Genomic DNA, 15,458 nt, shown 5'->3' with positions numbered 1-15,458 from the left:
CATTAAGCGATCTGATTGCCGTCAAGTCCAAGGCGGCTTTCCCCTGCTGCCCCGCGATCAAGCGAGGTCGAACTGAATCGACATCCTTGTGAGATTGGGATGACCACGGCCAAGGCCTTACAGCTTGAGCGTGCCTTCTGGCCACAAAAGCGAACGATGCACCTGGGCCCCGGCCATGGCACCGTTGCCAACTGCGAGAGATACCGAGTGGGGAGCCATTGCGGTATCCCCGCATGCAAAGATGCCTGGAACTGATGTTTGGCCTTCTGCATTGGTACGAATTTGTATGCCCATGGGGGTCTCCTCCAAAGCGCACCCGGCAATCTCTGCAATCTGACTCGAAGGCGTGCTGCGGCTTGCGATGAAAAGGCCTTTGAAAGACAACAGCCGGCGATCAGCCAACAGAACATCAGCTGAGTTTTCAATGCGATCAATAGGCGTGTCTTCTATTGCCACTCCTCGGCTTTCCAGGCTGGTTCGAGTGCTGAGATCCAGCGTGAGCGCTTGGTTCACCACTAGGGTGACGCTTCCCCAATCCGTAAGAAGTTCAGCTTGATGCACCGACATTGGGCCTGTGGCTATGATGCCGATGTGGCCTTGGTTCAGTTCGTACCCATGGCAGTATGGGCAATGAAAGACAGACTTTCCCCATCGCTCGGCAAGTCCCGCAATGGGAGGAAGCTGGTCTGTCACGCCGATAGCCAACAGAATACGGCGGCCTTGGTAGGATTTACCGTCAGCCGTCGTAACCGTGAAATTGTCCGCTTGACCTGAGATGGTTTCGGCCCGATCTTCACGCCAAGACAGGGTCGGGTAGGCTTCGAGTTGTCGACGCGCATGGGCGGTGATTTCGCCAGGATCAATGCCATCCTGACCAAGGAATCCATGTGAATGGCTGGCGAAGCGATTACGCAGCTCGCCCGCGTCGATTACCAACACCATTCTGCGAGCTCGGATCAGTTGAAGGGTCGCCGCCATTCCAGCGTAGCTTCCACCAATAACGATGATGTCATAGTGCATGATAGTGCCTCATTAACTGGTCATGTTTTTGCCTTGGCTGGCCAGCAACGTGCCTATAGTGGGTTACTGAAAAAGTGCGACTTTATGCCGGTCAGGATAGATTCGGCGACCCGTTTCTGATGACGAGGATCGGTCAGTTGACGACAATCATTGGCATTCGAAATGAATCCTGTCTCCACCAGAATAGAGGGAATATCAGGTGACTTAAGTACCGCAAACCCTGCCTGCTCCACCCGCTTCTGGTGAATGCCAGCAACTTTACCGAGATTGCCGAGAATTGTTTTCCCGATATCGAGGCTAGTTGCGATAGTCGACGTTAGCGACATATCCAGAATGACACCTGCCAATACTGGATCTTTATCTTTGAGAGAAAGAACATCACGGGCGCCGATCAAATCAGCACTATTCTCTCGTTTCGCCATCCAGCTTGCAGTGGTAGAGGTTGCTCCATTTTCTGACAAGGCGAAGACCGACGCTCCCGATGCGCTCTTGCGAGGGGCTGCATCAGCATGGATGGATATGAACATATCTGCATTATGCTTTCGTGCAATCTCCACCCGCTTGCGTAATGGAATGAACATATCAGTGTTGCGCACGAGCTGTGCCTTGAAACCTTTCTGATTATTGATTTTCTGGGCGAGTTGTCGAGCGATAGCGAGGGCCACAACCTTCTCTTTCTCACCCTTGGCTCCAACAGCACCAGGATCTTTCCCGCCGTGCCCGGCGTCAATGACTACCACGATGTCACGTTGACGGACATCCTTTACTTGAGCGGGAGGCGCATTGAGAGGAGGCATGGCAGACTTGGCAATCAGATCCACAACCAGTCTATGACCTCGACCATCACCTGGCGGCAGAATGAAGGATGTCGCTTCCACTGTGCCGGCAAGGTCGAGCACCATACGTGTTCCTTGTGCCTGGATTCCCGTGCGGATACTAGTAATGACGCTACCATCCAACTGAAGATCATCCAGACTTGCATTCAGTAGGGCGTTGTCCAGATCAAGGATCAACCTTTTTGGGGAATCAAGCTCGAAGGTTCGATAAGGCAATGGGCCACTCAAATCAAGCACAAGGCGCATTTTCTCTTGATCGTGCCAAGCTCGGATATTGGTGATTCTCTCCTTTGCGCTTGCATACAGCGGCGAAGGGAGAGCTATACCTGCAATCAAAAGTTGGAGCAAATGCCGTCTATTCATGTCATGGGGAGTCCTTCGACTTTCTTTTTGCGCTTCGCACACCCAGTCGTAGCCAGAACGACCGATGCGGGCGCAGCCATTCAGTCACATAACGTTATGTTATATCGTAACAAATATGAAGGGGAAGACCAGTAAAGCCCATGGGGGCAAGTGCTCTTCCAGACCACATTGGGTGAAGCCGGAGATGGGAGCGCTTTTAGGGGGGGCTCAAGCGTGCAATGAAACGACTCAATTGTTCTGAATCATTGGCATCAAGTCGCAGTACGTAGGTCTTCAGTACAGCGGCATTACTTTCTAGTATTGGACGCACGACGACATCGGGATGGCGGCACGCCACCATCTGGTCAGTCGTGACGAACCCAATGCCATAGCCAGCAGCTACCAGCGTAAGCATCATATTCAACGATGTGGCATGCCCAACCAGATTTGGCTCATCAGGCAGCCCCAGAAGCAGACGTCCCACCTGACGGCAATAGCCTTCGCAGACACCGGCGTGGCATGCGATAACGGGGTAGCGAACCACCTCGGTCATAGGGACCTGCGCGTGTGCAAGTAATGGATGACGCATTGGAAGAGCCAGCAGTAGCGGGTCATGCCAAACTGCGTGGGTCACAATATCGTTGCCAGTGTCATCAGCGCGTGCAAGGCCTGCATCAAAGTGACCCTCACGTAGGCCGCGCAGTTGCTCGGCCAAGGGCACCTCTACGATCTGCACCTCCACCTCTGGCTCTTCTTCCCGGCAACGAGCGAGCCACGCTGACAAGCGTGGCTCGATGGCGCCATCGGAAACAGCAATGCGAAGAGTGCCTTGTCGGCCTGACGCTACGGACCGCACGTTTTCTCTCGCCTGTTCAAGTATGGTGAACAGGCGGTGGACATCTTTGCGGAAGACTTGGCCGGCGGGTGTAAGGCGGGTGCCACGCCGGTTTCGGTCGAAGAGTCGCGCACCCAGTTCTTCTTCCAGCTCTTTAATTACCCGAGACAACGGTGACTGCTCAATGTGTAGTCGTTCAGCCGCACGGGAAAAATGAAGCTCTTCAGCTACCGCAAGAAAGCAACGTAAGTGGCGCAGTTCCATGGGCATATTTTCATCGTTCCTTTTTCACATGTAGTTCCTGCATCCTCTGGATTCCTACCACTACGCTCTTGTGCGGCTCCTAGCCATAGTGCAGCAGACCAGCAATGCATTCCAAAGGAGAGCCAAACCCTCGTTCCCTATGCACTTCCAGCCACCAAGCTGTTTTCGCAAATGCTTGACGTAGCACATTTTTAAAGATGATTGGGGCATCACGAAGCGAAATGATGCTGCCGACGGTTGACCCTTTTGCATGCAAGCCAGATTGCCGCAGCGATCGCTAAGGCGCAGCTAATGCCAAAAATGAGCGTTTCGTTACCACTCGGTGCGAGTTCGATCGCAGAGCACAGGAACTGCCCCGAGAAAATTGCCATCGATAGGTACGCCAAGTTCCGACCACGTACCTGGGCATGGCTCTGCTCGACGGTCATGTGATTCACCAGCGGTACCGAGAAGCCGAAACCTGCTCCCATGAAGACGGCTCCGACTACAAAGTATTCGAGAGACGGTGCGAAAGCGAATAGTGCATGTGCGGCGGCGTAGGCGACGAATGCGAGCGACAAAGTACCGTGCTCACGTAGGCGTGAGACCAACGTAGGCATCAGCGCTGCAGCAGCGACCGCAACAAGCGAGACAAAAGCGAGGAAGTACCCGGTCTCTGCTTCAGTCAGCCCCATTGCGTTCAGTTTCAGTGGCAGCATGATGATCGCGGTGAAGAACGCGAGCATGGAGAACACTGCAGCTGCGTAGACTTCTTTGAGTGCCCGTGGCACTGGTTTTTTCGTGGTTTCTTCTGCTTCTTCAGGCTGTTCGCCAGTAGGGCGTGGCACGAACACCAGCACCATGAGCAGCATCACCCACGATGCCAGGTAAAGCACGAAAGGCCAGCGCCATCCTGCCGTGGCGAGGAGGCCGCCCAGGAACAGGAAGATCACTCCTCCCAGTTCAATGGACATACCTTGACTAGCGATCATCTGCAGGCGCGCTTTGCCGTGATAGAACGCGGAAATCAGACCTGTACCACCGGCCATAACCAGCGCTGTTGCGCCCCCCAGCAGCAAGCGATCAGCAAAGACAATTACTTCACCGTGCAAGAACGCACCACCGGCGCCCAGCAAGCCGTATAGGAATAATCCAATGCATACGGCTTTGTACAAGCCCACTTTGTCGATGAAGCGCCCAGCCAACGGGCCGAATAACACTACGCCAAGAGAGGGAATAGTCACCAGAAGCCCTGCGGTGCTTTCGGTACCGAGATTTTTGGCGATGGAAGGAAGGCCTGGAACGATGACACAGCCAACCATGATGGTAAGGCAGGCGATTGCGAGCAGTGAAAACGCCCCCAGCTTCGAAGGTGTTTGCATCTGATACTCCTTTGTTCATATTATCCGTTTAACGGAACCGATAACCGCTGAGTGGTCAATGGTGATGTCATCTCGAAAGCATGTCAAGGTTGGCTCGGATCAATGGTAGGGATCTATGGTTTTTGTGTGGAGAAAGAGAGAAATGAGTGAGCAAGAGGAAGGTGTGTCCGGCAAGCAGGTCATTGCCCGAGCGGCCTCGGTGTTGAAGGCGCTGGAAAACCAGCGTGCCGGACTCACTGTGTCCGAGATTTCCAGAGCATCTGGTCTTCCGCGAACGACTGTGCATCGCTTGGTTAGCTCGCTCGAAGCACAGCAATTTGTAATCAGCACTGCCGATGGCGTTCGCTTGGGCCCGGCCTTGGTCAGGCTTGCGGCCTCTGCCCATACCGATATCATCGGTATCGCAAGGCCCTTCATTGAGGCATTGGGACGCACCACTCGGGAGACTGTGGATCTGTGCGTATATCGAGGGCACCACTCTGTGCTGGTGGATCAGTACCCGTCAGATCGGGAGCTGCGTGTCGTTTCTGCTGTCGGTACTGCCTTTCCGATCCATTGCACCGCGCATGGGAAGGCGATTCTGGCCGAGTTGCCTGAGGATCTGCTGGATTCGCTCCTGGATCGCAGGCTTGAGAAAAGGGCTACGAATACCATCGACGATAGAAAGCGGCTGCATGATGAACTCGACGCGGTCCGCGAGAGGGGGTTTGCAATCGATACGCAAGAGCACGCGGAAGGGGTTTACGGGATTGGCGTGTTCTTGAAGACTGGTTTGAGCGACCACTATGCGATCGCGGTCGCTGTTCCTCAATTACGGTTCGAAGGTGAGTCTGAACAGATCATCCATGCGTTGCTCAAGTGCAAGGTAGAGATCGAGTCGATTCTTAGGCGCGCCTGATTTGAAAGGCCCGCTGGCAGCCCAGCGGGCACTGCCCACACGCCATCGGAGACACCGCCGAAGTTTTGAATGGTCTCAATGAGGCAACGCACTCACACCGATCCCACGGCGCGTTCTGCCAACCCTCGAACAAGTTGCCGCTGACCTCAACTGGGTTAACCTTTAGTCTTTGAACAATTGCAATGAGTGAATTTCTATTTTGGTACACAGCGTAGATAGACGCGACTACGAGAACGCAGGCCGCCCGATCGTGGTCATGGCGAAGGACTATCCGGCCGCCTATGCCGTACCGCCGCATGCCCATCCCAGCGGGCAGATCATCTACGCGGTTTCCGGCGTCATGGAGATTCGGACGGGCACGAGTCTGTGGCTGGTGCCGCCGCAACGGGCCTTGTGGATGCCTGCGGGAATCTCCCATGCCATGCATACCCGAGGCAGCCCGGTGGCGCTGCGTACGGCGTATGTTCGCCTGGATCGGTGTCCAGCCGATGCGCCCGCGCAACCCTGCGCGATACAGGTGTCGAGCCTGCTGCGCGAACTCATCCTGCGCGCGGCCAAGATATCCCCTGACTACCCCGAGGACAGTCGGGATGGCCGCATCCTGAGCCTGATCCTTGAAGAGATTACCTGGTCGCCGGAACAAGGACTGCATCTACCCACCGGCCGCGACAAACGCTTGGCAGCCACCTGCGAAGCCATCCTTGCCAATCCACAGGACAACCGCACGCTAGACGACTGGGCCAGCCAGCATGGCGCAACGGCGCGCACGCTGTCGCGCCTGTTTACGGCCGAACTCGGGGTGCCGTTTCAAGTGTGGCGACAGCAGGCTCGCGTGATGGCGGCACTGCCGCGCCTGGCCGCAGGCGAACCCGTGACGACCGTGGCATTGGAGTTGGGCTACGACACGCCGGGCGCATTCTCGGCTATGTTCAAGCGGCTGCTCGGGGCATCGCCCAGTCGCTACTTTCCATAGGCGACTGAGCGCGCCCTGTCCTGTTTGACGTAGAAGTTGTCTTTCTACGCGAAGCACGACGAGTGCGAGTGCAACACACTGTCAAGCGATTCCGTGCCCCACCGTTCGCCGCCATGCTTGATAGGACGCCTATGGACTCGCGTGTAGCGCCACGCCGCTATCTCCTGCTGATACTCAGCTCCACCTTTTTGCAAGGCTCGTCCTTCGTTGCCAGCAAGGTCGTCCTGACCGAATTGCCGCCGCTGTGGCTGGCGGCGCTCCGGTTTTTCGTGGCGGCCCTGTCGCTGTTGCCCTGGTTGTGGCTGCGCCACCGTGCCCGGATCGCGGCGAGCACGGCGACTCCGATCACTGCCATGCCCTGGCTGCGGCTGGCGGTCATCGGCCTGTTGCAGACGGCGGGTGTCATGGCGTTCCTGACGATGGGCCTGACACAGACGACCGCATCCAAGGCGGCGATCCTGATGGCCAGCAATCCGCTACTGGTGGCATTGCTGGCCGGCATCCTGCTCAAGGAGCGGGTCAAGCCCCTGGCCTGGCTGGGCTTGCTGCTGGCCTTCGCCGGCGTGGTGATCTGCATCGGCGTGCAATCGGTGCTGAGCGGCGCGATCGGCCACGGAGAGGCGCTGGTCATGGCGGGTTCGGCCTGCTGGGCGCTCGCTACGTTGGCCAGCAAACGCTTTCGTCTGGCCGTCGATACCTGGACGCTGGCGTTCTGGCAAATGCTCATTGGTGCGGTCGCGCTTGCGCTGTTGGCCGTGTGGCATGGCGAATCGTTCGCCATGCCGGCCCATACGGCGGTCGCGTTCCTGTGGCTGGCCATTCCCGCTTCGACAGGCGCGATGGGATTGTGGTTCGCGGCATTGCATACGGGTGGCGCCGTCCGCACCAGTGGCTTCCTGTTTCTGTGCCCCTTCTTTGCTGCCCTGATCGCCTTCGCCCTCAGCGGCGACATGCTCTCCACCCACGAAATGCTCGGGGGCGTGATGATCGCCGCAGGCATTGTCTTGCTGTCCCGGACACCCGCCGCGCGGCCGGCCAGCCGTGCTGCTTCCCTGGAGACCTCTCCATGACACCCCCTCTATCTTTTCCTGCCATGCGGCTGCGCCGACTGCGGCGAACCCCTTTGCTGCGCGACATGGTGCGTGAAACGCGGCTTGGCGCCGACGATCTGATTTATCCGGTTTTCGTGGAAGAAGGCATCGAAGTCGCGCAGGAGATCTCGACCATGCCCGGTGTGCTGCGTATTCCCGAGCGGCACCTGGCCCGCGAACTGGAGGCTATTGCCCGCAAAGCCGTGCGCGAGTCGCTGCTGGATGAAGCCGAAGGCGCCGACATGCTGATGGTCAAGCCGGCTCTGGCCTATCTCGACGTGTTGGCGCGGCTACGCGGACAGACCCTGTTGCCGCTGGTCGCCTATCAGGTGGGTGGCGAGTACGCAATGATCAAATTCGCGGCGACGGCAGGCGCCATCGACGAAGTGTGCACCGTTCAAGAAACACTGGGCGCCATCAAGCGGGCAGGTGCCGATCTCATCATCAGCTATCTCGCTCGCGAATATATCCGGGGCGTATGAAGGTTCCCGGATGGTTGCTCGATTCTCATCTCATAGCAGAGAAACCGAGCGTCGAACGACTCTCACCGATCCCACGGCGCATCCCGCCAGCGTTCCCGCAGAAAATCACTGAATGCCGTCAGCCGCCGCGGCACGGGTTCGCGCCGCGCCCGCACGATGCTGATCTTCGAAGGTGCAGCTTCTCACTCAGGTAGCACGCGCACCAATCGCCCGTCGCGCAGCTCTTCGTGAATGTCCCAGGTTTCGCGCAGCGAGATACCCAAGCCGGCCAGGCACCACGCATGCAGCACGTCGCCACTGTCGCTGTGCAGAGTGCTGCTGACGGTGGCGGGTTTCTCGCGGCGGCCTTTGCGCAGCGGCCAGGTGTTTTGCAGCAAGCCCGGATAGGCGAATACCAGGCAGTTGTGCTGCGCCAAATCTTCCGGTGTTTCAGGGTTTCCCTGCGCTTTCAGGTAGGCCGGCGACGCCGCTAGGACGCGCCGGTTACTGCCCACGCGCCGCGCCATCAGCCGCGAGTCGGCCAGCTCGCCCATGCGGATCGCCAAGTCCAGGTTGCGGCCATGCAGATCCTGCACCTGGTCGGACAGGCGCAGGTCAAATCCGACATGGGGGTGCAGGCGGCAAAAGTCATGAATCGCCGAGGCCACGAACTTGCGGCCAAACGGTGTGGGTGCCCTCAGGCGGATGGTGCCGTGCAGTTCCTGATTCGCGCCGGTCGCCAGTTCCTGCACTTCTTCCAGAACGCCCAGCGCCACACGCGCCCGCTCGGCGACCGACAGCACCGAGCTGGCCGCGATTGCCGCACGCATCTATGAGCGTGGCGGCATCGTTGCAGCGGTCTGCCACGGCCCGGCCGGGCTGGTGAACCTCAAGCTGTCCGATGGCCGCTATCTGGTCGAAGGTAAAGACGTGTCGGCCTTCACCAACGACGAGGAGCGCGCGGTCGGTCTGGTCGACACCGTGCCGTTCCTGCTGGCCTGACCCATGAACGAGCGCATGCCTTTCGTCATCTACGTGTTCGCGCTCTGCGCGTTCGCCCTGGGCTTCACCGAGTTCGTCACCATCGGCCTGGTGTCCACCATTTCCGCCGACCTGCATGCCAGCGTCTGCCAGGTCGGTACGGCGGTCACGGCCTATGCGCTGGGCGCGGTGATCGGCGCGCCGGGCCTGGGGCTTGGCGTTGGGCGTGCCGCTGGGCACCTACTTGGGCAGCGTGTTGAGTTGGCAGGTCATCTTCATAGCCGTGGCTGCCAGCGGCACCATCGGCTTCTTGGGCCTGCTGGCGCTGATGCCGACGGATCGCAACGATGGCTCGGTGCAGGCCAATGCGATGGATGGCTTCAAAGCCATGTTCAACCCGCGCCTGCTGGCCGGGGCCGGCATCACCGTGCTGGCCTATGCGGGGGCGTTCGCGCTCTACACCTACATCTCGCCCATTCTGTTGCAGGTCACGCACGTCACCGAGAGCACGGCCAGCCTGTTGATGCTGGGGTATGGCGTGATGGCGGCCATCGGCAATGTGTGGGGCGGGCGGCTGACCGACCGCAAGGGGGCGAATGCAGCCGTGATGACCGTGCTGGTCGGCTTGGCGGTGGTGCTGCTGGCCATCTGGCTGTCGGCCGCATCCCTGCCGCTGATGGTGTTGTTGACCGGCGTGCTGGGCGCGCTGACCTATGCGGCAGTGCCGGCCTTGCAGGCACGGGTGATCGGCCTGTCGCACCTGCATGCGCCGCAGGCACCGGCGGTCGCCGCCGGGCTGAACATCGCGGGTTTCAATGGCGGTATCGCGCTGGGTTCGCTGCTGGGTGGCGCCAGCCTGGAAGCGATGGGCCTGACCAGTACGGCGTGGGTCGGCGCTGTTGCCGTGGGGTTGGGGATCGTCTGGATGTTGTGGCAGATGCGGCGCCCCGCCTTCCTGGCCGCAAGGCTTCAAGGGTAGGTGCGTCATGGAACTTCGTCACCAGCGAGATCCACGCCGGTCAGGACTACCTGACAGGCGCGTCTTTCAGCGTGGTCGATGCGTACCTGTTCACCGTGCTGGGCTGGTGCAATTTTTTCCATCGACCTCAGCCGATGGCCTGCATTGCCGACGTATGTGCAGCGGATTGGGGCACGGCCTTCTGTACTGGCGGCAGCGCGTGCCGAAGCTGTGCAGTAGCAGCGAGAGAGTGTGATGGCGCGTCCGCATGCAACGACCAGTCGTCGAACAGCTACGCCTGCTGTTTCAGCCGACAGCCGCTATCCGCCTCGACACCGATCAGGAAGCTCGCGACGATCTGCCTGCTTTCGCCAAGATCGCGCAGCCTTTCATCCAGCTTCTCGACTTCTTGCCGCAAGGCGGCGCGTACTTCCTTGCATGGCTCAAAGCGTGGCTGGTTGTCCAGAATGCAAGGCAGCAGGATGCGGATCGTCTCGATCTTCAATCCAGCCGCACTCAGCATGCGTATGCGTTGCGCGGCCTGTACTTCGGCGTTGCCATAGTCACGGTAGCCCGAGTCCGTGCGCGCAGGTTGCAGCAGACCTTCCTGCTCGTAGTACCGCAGCATCCGCTCGCTCACGCCAGTGCGGCGCGCCAATTCTCCAATACGCATGGCAAACCTCGAATTTCCGCTTGACCTTGACAGTGCTGTCAAAGTTTAGCCTAAAGCCCTCTTTCATGAAACGAGGTTTGAAATCATGGCAACGATTGAAGTGGATGGAGTCAAAGTCTCCTATCAGGTCAATGGCGAAGGCCCCGGATTGGTACTGGTGCACGGCACGGGTGGCGACGGAGAAAGCAACTGGGGCCATCTGGTCGAACGCTTCAAGCCCCGTTGGAAGGTGGTACGGCCCGACTACTCAGGGTCAGGAAAAACGGAAGACGATGGCAGGCCGCTGCGCATCCAGGATCTGGCTGCGCAAGTCGTTGCCGCTGCGAGGGATGCGAATGCCACGCCGTTCGATCTTGTCGGCTTCTCGCTTGGTGCAAGCCTGGCCGCCTACATCGCGGCAGAGTATCCCGAAGATGTGCGCGCAGTGGTTCTGCTGGCAGGCTTCGCATCTGGCGTCGATGCACGCATGCAATTGGAATTCGGTCTGTGGAGAGATTTGATCCGCAGCGATCGTCGCGCAATGGCTCGACTTGTATTGTTGACCGGCTTCAGCCCCGACTTCCTTGCCGGCCTGAGTCTCCAGCAGGTCGAGGAAGACATCGAGGCGATCGTCGCTGGCAACCAATGGGAAGGCATGGGGCGTCAAGTGGAGCTTGATCTGGCCCTGGATGTCAGCGAGCAGATCAAGCGCATTGCCAAACCCTCGCTGGTGATTGGATGCACGCACGACCATATGGTGCCGCCCGCTCACGCGCGCGCACTGGCAGCGGCGATCCCAAGAGCGCGCTACGCGGAACTGGACAGCGGACACCTTGCTCCGCTTGAGCGTCCTGATGAGTTCGTTCAACTGGTGACGGATTTCCTGAGCACGGGAGAACGGTAAATGCAAAGGCTTCTGGTGTTGATGCTGGGGGCCTTCGTTGCTCAGACCACGGAATACCTGCCCATTGGCCTGTTGTCACGGATTGCAGAGGACTTGGGCGTTTCCGAGGCAAGAACGGGAACACTGGTGACGGGGTATGCGTGGGTAGCAGCAATCACGGCGATACCGTTCACCCTCGCTGCGCAACGCATTCCACGGCGTATCTTGTTCCTTGGCTTGCTTGGGATCATCAGCGCGACCAATGCGCTCGCAGCATTCGCCACGACGCTCCCGCTGCTCATCTCCCTGCGCTTGGTGACTGCCTTAACGCATGGTGTGTTCTGGTCAATGATCGCCGCCTATGCGGTTCGGCTATATCCCGACATGCCAGCCAGTCGTGCAACCGCCTGGGTGCTGGGCGGAATTTCCCTGGCACTGGTTGTCGGCGGACCGATTGCAACGGCAATCGGTCAATGGATGGGTTGGCGCTTCGCGTTCACCGCTTACTTCCTGCTGGGGTGCGCGACGTTGTGGCTTGAATACCAGTATTTACCGCAATGGGAAAGCGATTCTTCCCTTCGGCAAGCGCGAGGTTCATTACAAGGCACAGCCATTCTTTATTTGGCTGCGCTTGTTTCCATGTTGGCCGTCACGGCGCATTTCGTGGGATACACCTATGTCGTGCCCATCCTGAAGGGCGTCAGCCAGCTTCCAGAGGTTCAACATGCGTTGGTGTTGATGGTGTTCGGAATTGCCGGGGCAGTGGGAACATGGCTGGCGGGTTGGCTTTCCGTGAAGCCGTTCCTCATGGCCTTGCTCGCAACGGTAGGCGTTGCTTCCAGTCAGGCTTTCATACTGTTTCTGAACTCGGCAGAGATTTGGATATGGCTGGAAATGGCCTTGTGGGGCATGTCCGTTGCCATCTTGATCGTCGGCTTGCAAAGCTGGGTGATCGAAATAGCGCCTGATCGAGCTGATGTAGCTTCATCGCTCTACGTTGCTGCTTTTAATCTGGGTATAGGCAGCGGTGCCTTGTTCGGCGGAATCGCCTTGTCCAATGCGGGAAGTGGAGCGGCACTGATGACGGGAGCCATGTTGGGAGGGTTGGCATCGCTCACGTTTGTTGGCCCTTGGGGAATACAGCGTCGGAGGCGAACGGCAGCTTGAATCTTGGATCGAGCCTGTCGATTGAAAAGCATGGAACTACGCCACCTCCGTTGCTTTCTTGCCGTCGCCGAAGAACTCCACTTCGCGCGCGCGGCGGAGAAGCTGCACGTCGAGCAGTTGCCGCCGTTCCGATCAGCGATCAGATGCACTATCTTCCTGCTGTCGCGCATAGACCACCAGCCGCAGGTGCCGGTCTTCGTCAACCGTCAGCGAGGTGTGCTCGAACGGCTCGGCCTGACCGTCGATGACTAGTTTGCGCACGCCGTTGCAGGGCGCATGCACGTCATGCGTTCGCCACCACGCCTTGAACTCCGGCGACACCCGTTCCAACTCGTCCACCAGTTCGTGAATGTCGGCGTCCTGCGTGGCGCGGGCGAAATCGCGGCGGAAGCTGGAGAGCATCAGCGGGGCTTGTGCTTCCCATTCGTGGAAACGGGCATGCAGGGCGGGATCGGTGAACAGCAGCCAGAGCAGGTTGCGCCGCTCGGGCGAGTGCTTGCCGAAGCCGAACAGCACATCGGCCGGCGCATTGAAGCCCAGCACGTCCCAACGCAGGTTGATCACGAAGGCCGGATGCGGCAGGTCGTGCATCAGGCGCCGCACCAGCGGCGGCAGCACGCACCACGTCTTGCCCGGCTCGGCGGGCGGTCGTTCGTGGGCCAGCAGGAACAGGTGACGGCGCTCGGCGGCATCCAGTTTCAGCACCCGCGCCAGGTTGTCCAGAAAAGTGGCCGACACGCCAATGTCGCGCCCCTGTTCCAGCCACGTGTACCAGGTCAGGCCGACCCCGGCGAGCGCGGCGACTTCCTCGCGCCGCAGCCCCGGCGTGCGGCGGCGGCCACCGCTGGGCAGGCCCAGGTCGGCAGGCGACAGGCGCTCGCGGTGCGCGCGCAGGAAGGCCGCCAGATCGGCGCGGGTTCGCTCCAGGGTTCGCATCGTTTAGCTCATTGCTTTCAGTAATAGCATAAATAGTTAAATTGTAATTGCTTAAAAGGAGTTTGAGAATGATCGCGTCTTTACCTTGGATACGCAAGATGAACTCGAATTCCTGCCTTTCGAAGCCGCCTGCGCGCGCCGTCAGCGGCCCGCCTTGGCTCGGTTTGTCCGTGCTGCTGCTGGCCGGTTTCGTCACGATCTTCGACCTGTTCGTGGTCAACGTCGCCATTCCCAGCATGCAGGCCGGGCTGGGCGCGAGCTTCGCGCAGATCGGTTTCATCGTGGCCGGCTACGAGTTGGCTTTTGGTGTGTTGCTGATTACCGGCGGGCGGCTGGGCGACCTGTTCGGGCGACGGCGCCTGTTCATCGTCGGCATGGCGGGCTTCACGCTGGCCTCGGCCTTGTGCGGGCTGGCGCCCAGCGCCGGCTTCCTGATCGGTGCGCGGGTGTTGCAAGGGCTGGCGGCCGCCTTGCTGTTCCCCCAGGTCTATGCGTCCATCCGCGTCAACTTCGATGGCGACGACAGCCGCCGTGCTTTCGGCCTGCTGGGGATGACACTGGGCCTGGCCGCCATCACCGGGCAGGTGTTGGGCGGATGGCTGGTGCATGCTGACCTGTTCGGGCTGGGCTGGCGCAACATCTTTCTCATCAACGTGCCCATCGGGCTGTTCGCCATCGCGGCGGCGCGGTGCATTCCCGAATCCCGCGCGCCGCAGCGCCCGGCACTGGACTGGACGGGCGTGGCACTGGTCAGCGCCGGGCTGGCGTTGCTGCTGGTGCCGCTGATCGAGGGGCCGGGCCAAGGCTGGCCGGCCTGGAGCGTGGGGTCGCTGGGCGTGGCAGCGGCGCTGCTTGCACTGTTCTACCGGCAGCAGGAGCAGCGGCGGATTGCTGGTAGTTTGCCGCTGGTGGACATGCGCCTGCTGGCGCAGCGCCGTTTCGTGCTGGGCGCGGTGCTGGTGCTGCTGGTCTATTCCACGTCCAGTTCCTTCTTCTTGTGCTTCGCCTTGCTAGTGCAGACGGGGCTGGGCCTCGACCCCTTCGTGGCGGGCAGCACCTTCGCGCCATGCAGCGTGGGCTTCGTGCTGGCATCGCTGGCCGCACCGCGGCTGGTGGCGCGGTGGGGAACGCGCGCCATCGTGGCGGGTGCGCTGGTCTATGCGGTGTTCATCGGCCTGCTGATCGCCCAGGTGCAAGCCGCAGGTGCGGAACTGCTGCCCAAGCGGCTGATCCCCGTTTTGATCGTGGTCGGTGCCGGGCAAGGCTTCATCATGACCCCCCTGCTGAATCTGGTGCTGGGCTTTGTCGATGAAGCGCAGGCCGGCATGGCTTCGGGGGTGATCTCGACCGTTCAGCAGGTCGGCGCGGCGCTGGGCGTGGCCGTGGTCGGCATCCTGTTCGGCGCGGCGCTGGCCGCAGGCAATGATGCGGCGGCACAAGCGGGCCAATACGCTTCCGCCTTCGTCGCGGGAATGCTCTACAATCTCGGTTCCGCTCTGCTGGTCTGCATCCTGTTGCTGATGCTAGCAAGAACGCAGCGGTCGGCGGGTTGACGGGAGGGCACGCGATGGAACTTCGGTACCTGCGCTTTTCCTTCGGCAGTGTGGTCGGGCGGCAGCAGATCTATCAGTCGCCCTGCGCGCACCGCTAAGTAACTGAAAGAAGACCATGGCGAGCAGTTGTTCATGTGAGCCGCCCTTGTACAGTACCAACTGTCGCTCTCTTGCATGAACGCCATTTTTTCATATCGCTCTGTTGTTGTGCCCGCTATTGACAGGCGACTGAATTCAAAGCGGAAAT

14 protein-coding genes and 3 pseudogenes are annotated in these 15,458 nt (G+C 59.9%); 10 read left to right on the top strand and 7 right to left on the bottom strand.

Annotation, left to right across the window (positions count from 1 at the left end; translation table 11 throughout):
• Nucleotides 1–117: 117 nt before the first annotated feature.
• From DYL61_RS25720 to DYL61_RS25705, 4 genes are all read right to left on the bottom strand, one after another.
• Nucleotides 118–1,020 (bottom strand): NAD(P)/FAD-dependent oxidoreductase, encoded by a 903-nt coding sequence (locus DYL61_RS25720; RefSeq protein ID WP_135310670.1) that lies wholly within the window; start codon nt 1,018–1,020, stop codon nt 118–120.
• Nucleotides 1,021–1,073: 53 nt separating this feature from the next.
• Nucleotides 1,074–2,219, bottom strand: a complete 1,146-nt coding sequence (locus DYL61_RS25715) for an N-acetylmuramoyl-L-alanine amidase (protein WP_135310669.1) — start codon at nt 2,217–2,219, stop codon at nt 1,074–1,076.
• Between the two features lie 196 nt (nt 2,220–2,415).
• Nucleotides 2,416–3,297, bottom strand: a complete 882-nt coding sequence (locus DYL61_RS25710) for a LysR family transcriptional regulator (RefSeq protein WP_135310668.1) — start codon at nt 3,295–3,297, stop codon at nt 2,416–2,418.
• A gap of 209 nt (nt 3,298–3,506) precedes the next feature.
• Nucleotides 3,507–4,658: an MFS transporter gene (locus tag DYL61_RS25705; RefSeq protein ID WP_135310667.1), complete on the bottom strand. Its 1,152-nt coding sequence runs from the start codon at nt 4,656–4,658 to the stop codon at nt 3,507–3,509.
• 142 nt (nt 4,659–4,800) lie between these two features.
• Here DYL61_RS25705 and DYL61_RS25700 point away from each other — a divergent pair, with 142 nt between their 5' ends.
• The 5 genes and pseudogenes from DYL61_RS25700 to DYL61_RS31975 form a co-directional block, all read left to right on the top strand.
• Nucleotides 4,801–5,556 (top strand): IclR family transcriptional regulator, encoded by a 756-nt coding sequence (locus DYL61_RS25700; RefSeq protein WP_135310666.1) that lies wholly within the window; start codon nt 4,801–4,803, stop codon nt 5,554–5,556.
• A 256-nt stretch (nt 5,557–5,812) separates the two neighbouring features.
• The gene (locus DYL61_RS25695) at nt 5,813–6,529 is read left to right on the top strand and encodes an AraC family transcriptional regulator (RefSeq protein WP_135310665.1); all 717 of its coding nucleotides are present in this window, start codon (nt 5,813–5,815) and stop codon (nt 6,527–6,529) included.
• Nucleotides 6,530–6,660: 131 nt separating this feature from the next.
• Complete coding sequence (locus DYL61_RS25690; RefSeq protein ID WP_135310664.1) at nt 6,661–7,599, top strand: DMT family transporter; 939 nt, start codon at nt 6,661–6,663, stop codon at nt 7,597–7,599.
• Nucleotides 7,596–7,814: pseudogene (locus DYL61_RS31980) on the top strand (porphobilinogen synthase); the annotation flags it as partial. The gene DYL61_RS25690 and the pseudogene DYL61_RS31980, both read left to right, overlap by 4 nt.
• Nucleotides 7,815–8,102, top strand: a pseudogene (locus DYL61_RS31975) (porphobilinogen synthase); the annotation flags it as partial. It abuts the pseudogene before it with no gap.
• Nucleotides 8,103–8,284: 182 nt separating this feature from the next.
• Here DYL61_RS31975 and DYL61_RS25680 read toward each other — a convergent pair.
• Nucleotides 8,285–8,911: a substrate binding domain-containing protein gene (locus DYL61_RS25680; protein ID WP_202978045.1), complete on the bottom strand. Its 627-nt coding sequence runs from the start codon at nt 8,909–8,911 to the stop codon at nt 8,285–8,287.
• A gap of 377 nt (nt 8,912–9,288) precedes the next feature.
• Here DYL61_RS25680 and DYL61_RS25670 point away from each other — a divergent pair, with 377 nt between their 5' ends.
• Nucleotides 9,289–10,041, top strand: coding sequence for an MFS transporter (locus DYL61_RS25670; protein WP_238704607.1), 753 nt, complete (start codon nt 9,289–9,291; stop codon nt 10,039–10,041).
• Nucleotides 10,042–10,312: 271 nt separating this feature from the next.
• Here the strand turns inward: DYL61_RS25670 and DYL61_RS25660 are convergent, their stop codons facing one another.
• On the bottom strand, nt 10,313–10,693 hold the full coding sequence (locus tag DYL61_RS25660) for a MerR family transcriptional regulator (RefSeq protein ID WP_135310662.1): 381 nt from the start codon (nt 10,691–10,693) through the stop codon (nt 10,313–10,315).
• A gap of 85 nt (nt 10,694–10,778) precedes the next feature.
• On the opposite strand from DYL61_RS25660, the gene DYL61_RS25655 reads away from it, so the two are divergent.
• The 3 genes and pseudogenes from DYL61_RS25655 to DYL61_RS25645 all read left to right on the top strand — a co-directional run.
• Entirely contained in the window at nt 10,779–11,576 is a 798-nt protein-coding gene (locus DYL61_RS25655; RefSeq protein WP_135310661.1) for an alpha/beta fold hydrolase, read from the top strand.
• Nucleotides 11,577–12,722, top strand: coding sequence for an MFS transporter (locus DYL61_RS25650; protein WP_135310660.1), 1,146 nt, complete (start codon nt 11,577–11,579; stop codon nt 12,720–12,722).
• 30 nt (nt 12,723–12,752) lie between these two features.
• Nucleotides 12,753–12,857 (top strand): annotated as a pseudogene (locus DYL61_RS25645) (LysR family transcriptional regulator); the annotation flags it as partial.
• Here the strand turns inward: DYL61_RS25645 and DYL61_RS25640 are convergent.
• Nucleotides 12,855–13,658, bottom strand: coding sequence for a helix-turn-helix transcriptional regulator (locus DYL61_RS25640; RefSeq protein ID WP_135310659.1), 804 nt, complete (start codon nt 13,656–13,658; stop codon nt 12,855–12,857). The pseudogene DYL61_RS25645 and the gene DYL61_RS25640 sit on opposite strands and share 3 nt — an antisense overlap.
• A gap of 68 nt (nt 13,659–13,726) precedes the next feature.
• On the opposite strand from DYL61_RS25640, the gene DYL61_RS25635 reads away from it, so the two are divergent.
• The gene (locus DYL61_RS25635) at nt 13,727–15,211 is read left to right on the top strand and encodes an MFS transporter (protein ID WP_238704605.1); all 1,485 of its coding nucleotides are present in this window, start codon (nt 13,727–13,729) and stop codon (nt 15,209–15,211) included.
• The last annotated feature ends 247 nt before the right edge of the window (nt 15,212–15,458 follow it).

It is taken from the genome of Pseudomonas nabeulensis, assembly GCF_004682045.1.
GTDB lineage: Bacteria > Pseudomonadota > Gammaproteobacteria > Pseudomonadales > Pseudomonadaceae > Aquipseudomonas > Aquipseudomonas nabeulensis.
Note: the sequence above shows the minus strand (reverse complement) of the source record. Positions and strands in the feature narration are given on the sequence as shown.

Excerpts from the sequence above, each read along its gene's own strand:
- DYL61_RS25635 (WP_238704605.1), top strand. The coding sequence starts at position 13,727 with ATGATCGCGTCTTTACCTTGGATACGCAAGATGAACTCGAATTCCTGC.
- DYL61_RS25705 (WP_135310667.1), bottom strand. The coding sequence starts at position 4,658 with ATGCAAACACCTTCGAAGCTGGGGGCGTTTTCACTGCTCGCAATCGCC.
- DYL61_RS25695 (WP_135310665.1), top strand. The coding sequence starts at position 5,813 with ATGGCGAAGGACTATCCGGCCGCCTATGCCGTACCGCCGCATGCCCAT.
- DYL61_RS25710 (WP_135310668.1), bottom strand. The coding sequence starts at position 3,297 with ATGGAACTGCGCCACTTACGTTGCTTTCTTGCGGTAGCTGAAGAGCTT.
- DYL61_RS25660 (WP_135310662.1), bottom strand. The coding sequence starts at position 10,693 with ATGCGTATTGGAGAATTGGCGCGCCGCACTGGCGTGAGCGAGCGGATG.
- DYL61_RS25720 (WP_135310670.1), bottom strand. The coding sequence starts at position 1,020 with ATGCACTATGACATCATCGTTATTGGTGGAAGCTACGCTGGAATGGCG.
- DYL61_RS25655 (WP_135310661.1), top strand. The coding sequence starts at position 10,779 with ATGGCAACGATTGAAGTGGATGGAGTCAAAGTCTCCTATCAGGTCAAT.
- DYL61_RS25690 (WP_135310664.1), top strand. The coding sequence starts at position 6,661 with ATGGACTCGCGTGTAGCGCCACGCCGCTATCTCCTGCTGATACTCAGC.
- DYL61_RS25640 (WP_135310659.1), bottom strand. The coding sequence starts at position 13,658 with ATGCGAACCCTGGAGCGAACCCGCGCCGATCTGGCGGCCTTCCTGCGC.
- DYL61_RS25715 (WP_135310669.1), bottom strand. The coding sequence starts at position 2,219 with ATGAATAGACGGCATTTGCTCCAACTTTTGATTGCAGGTATAGCTCTC.
- DYL61_RS25650 (WP_135310660.1), top strand. The coding sequence starts at position 11,577 with ATGCAAAGGCTTCTGGTGTTGATGCTGGGGGCCTTCGTTGCTCAGACC.
- DYL61_RS25700 (WP_135310666.1), top strand. The coding sequence starts at position 4,801 with ATGAGTGAGCAAGAGGAAGGTGTGTCCGGCAAGCAGGTCATTGCCCGA.
- DYL61_RS25680 (WP_202978045.1), bottom strand. The coding sequence starts at position 8,911 with ATGCGTGCGGCAATCGCGGCCAGCTCGGTGCTGTCGGTCGCCGAGCGG.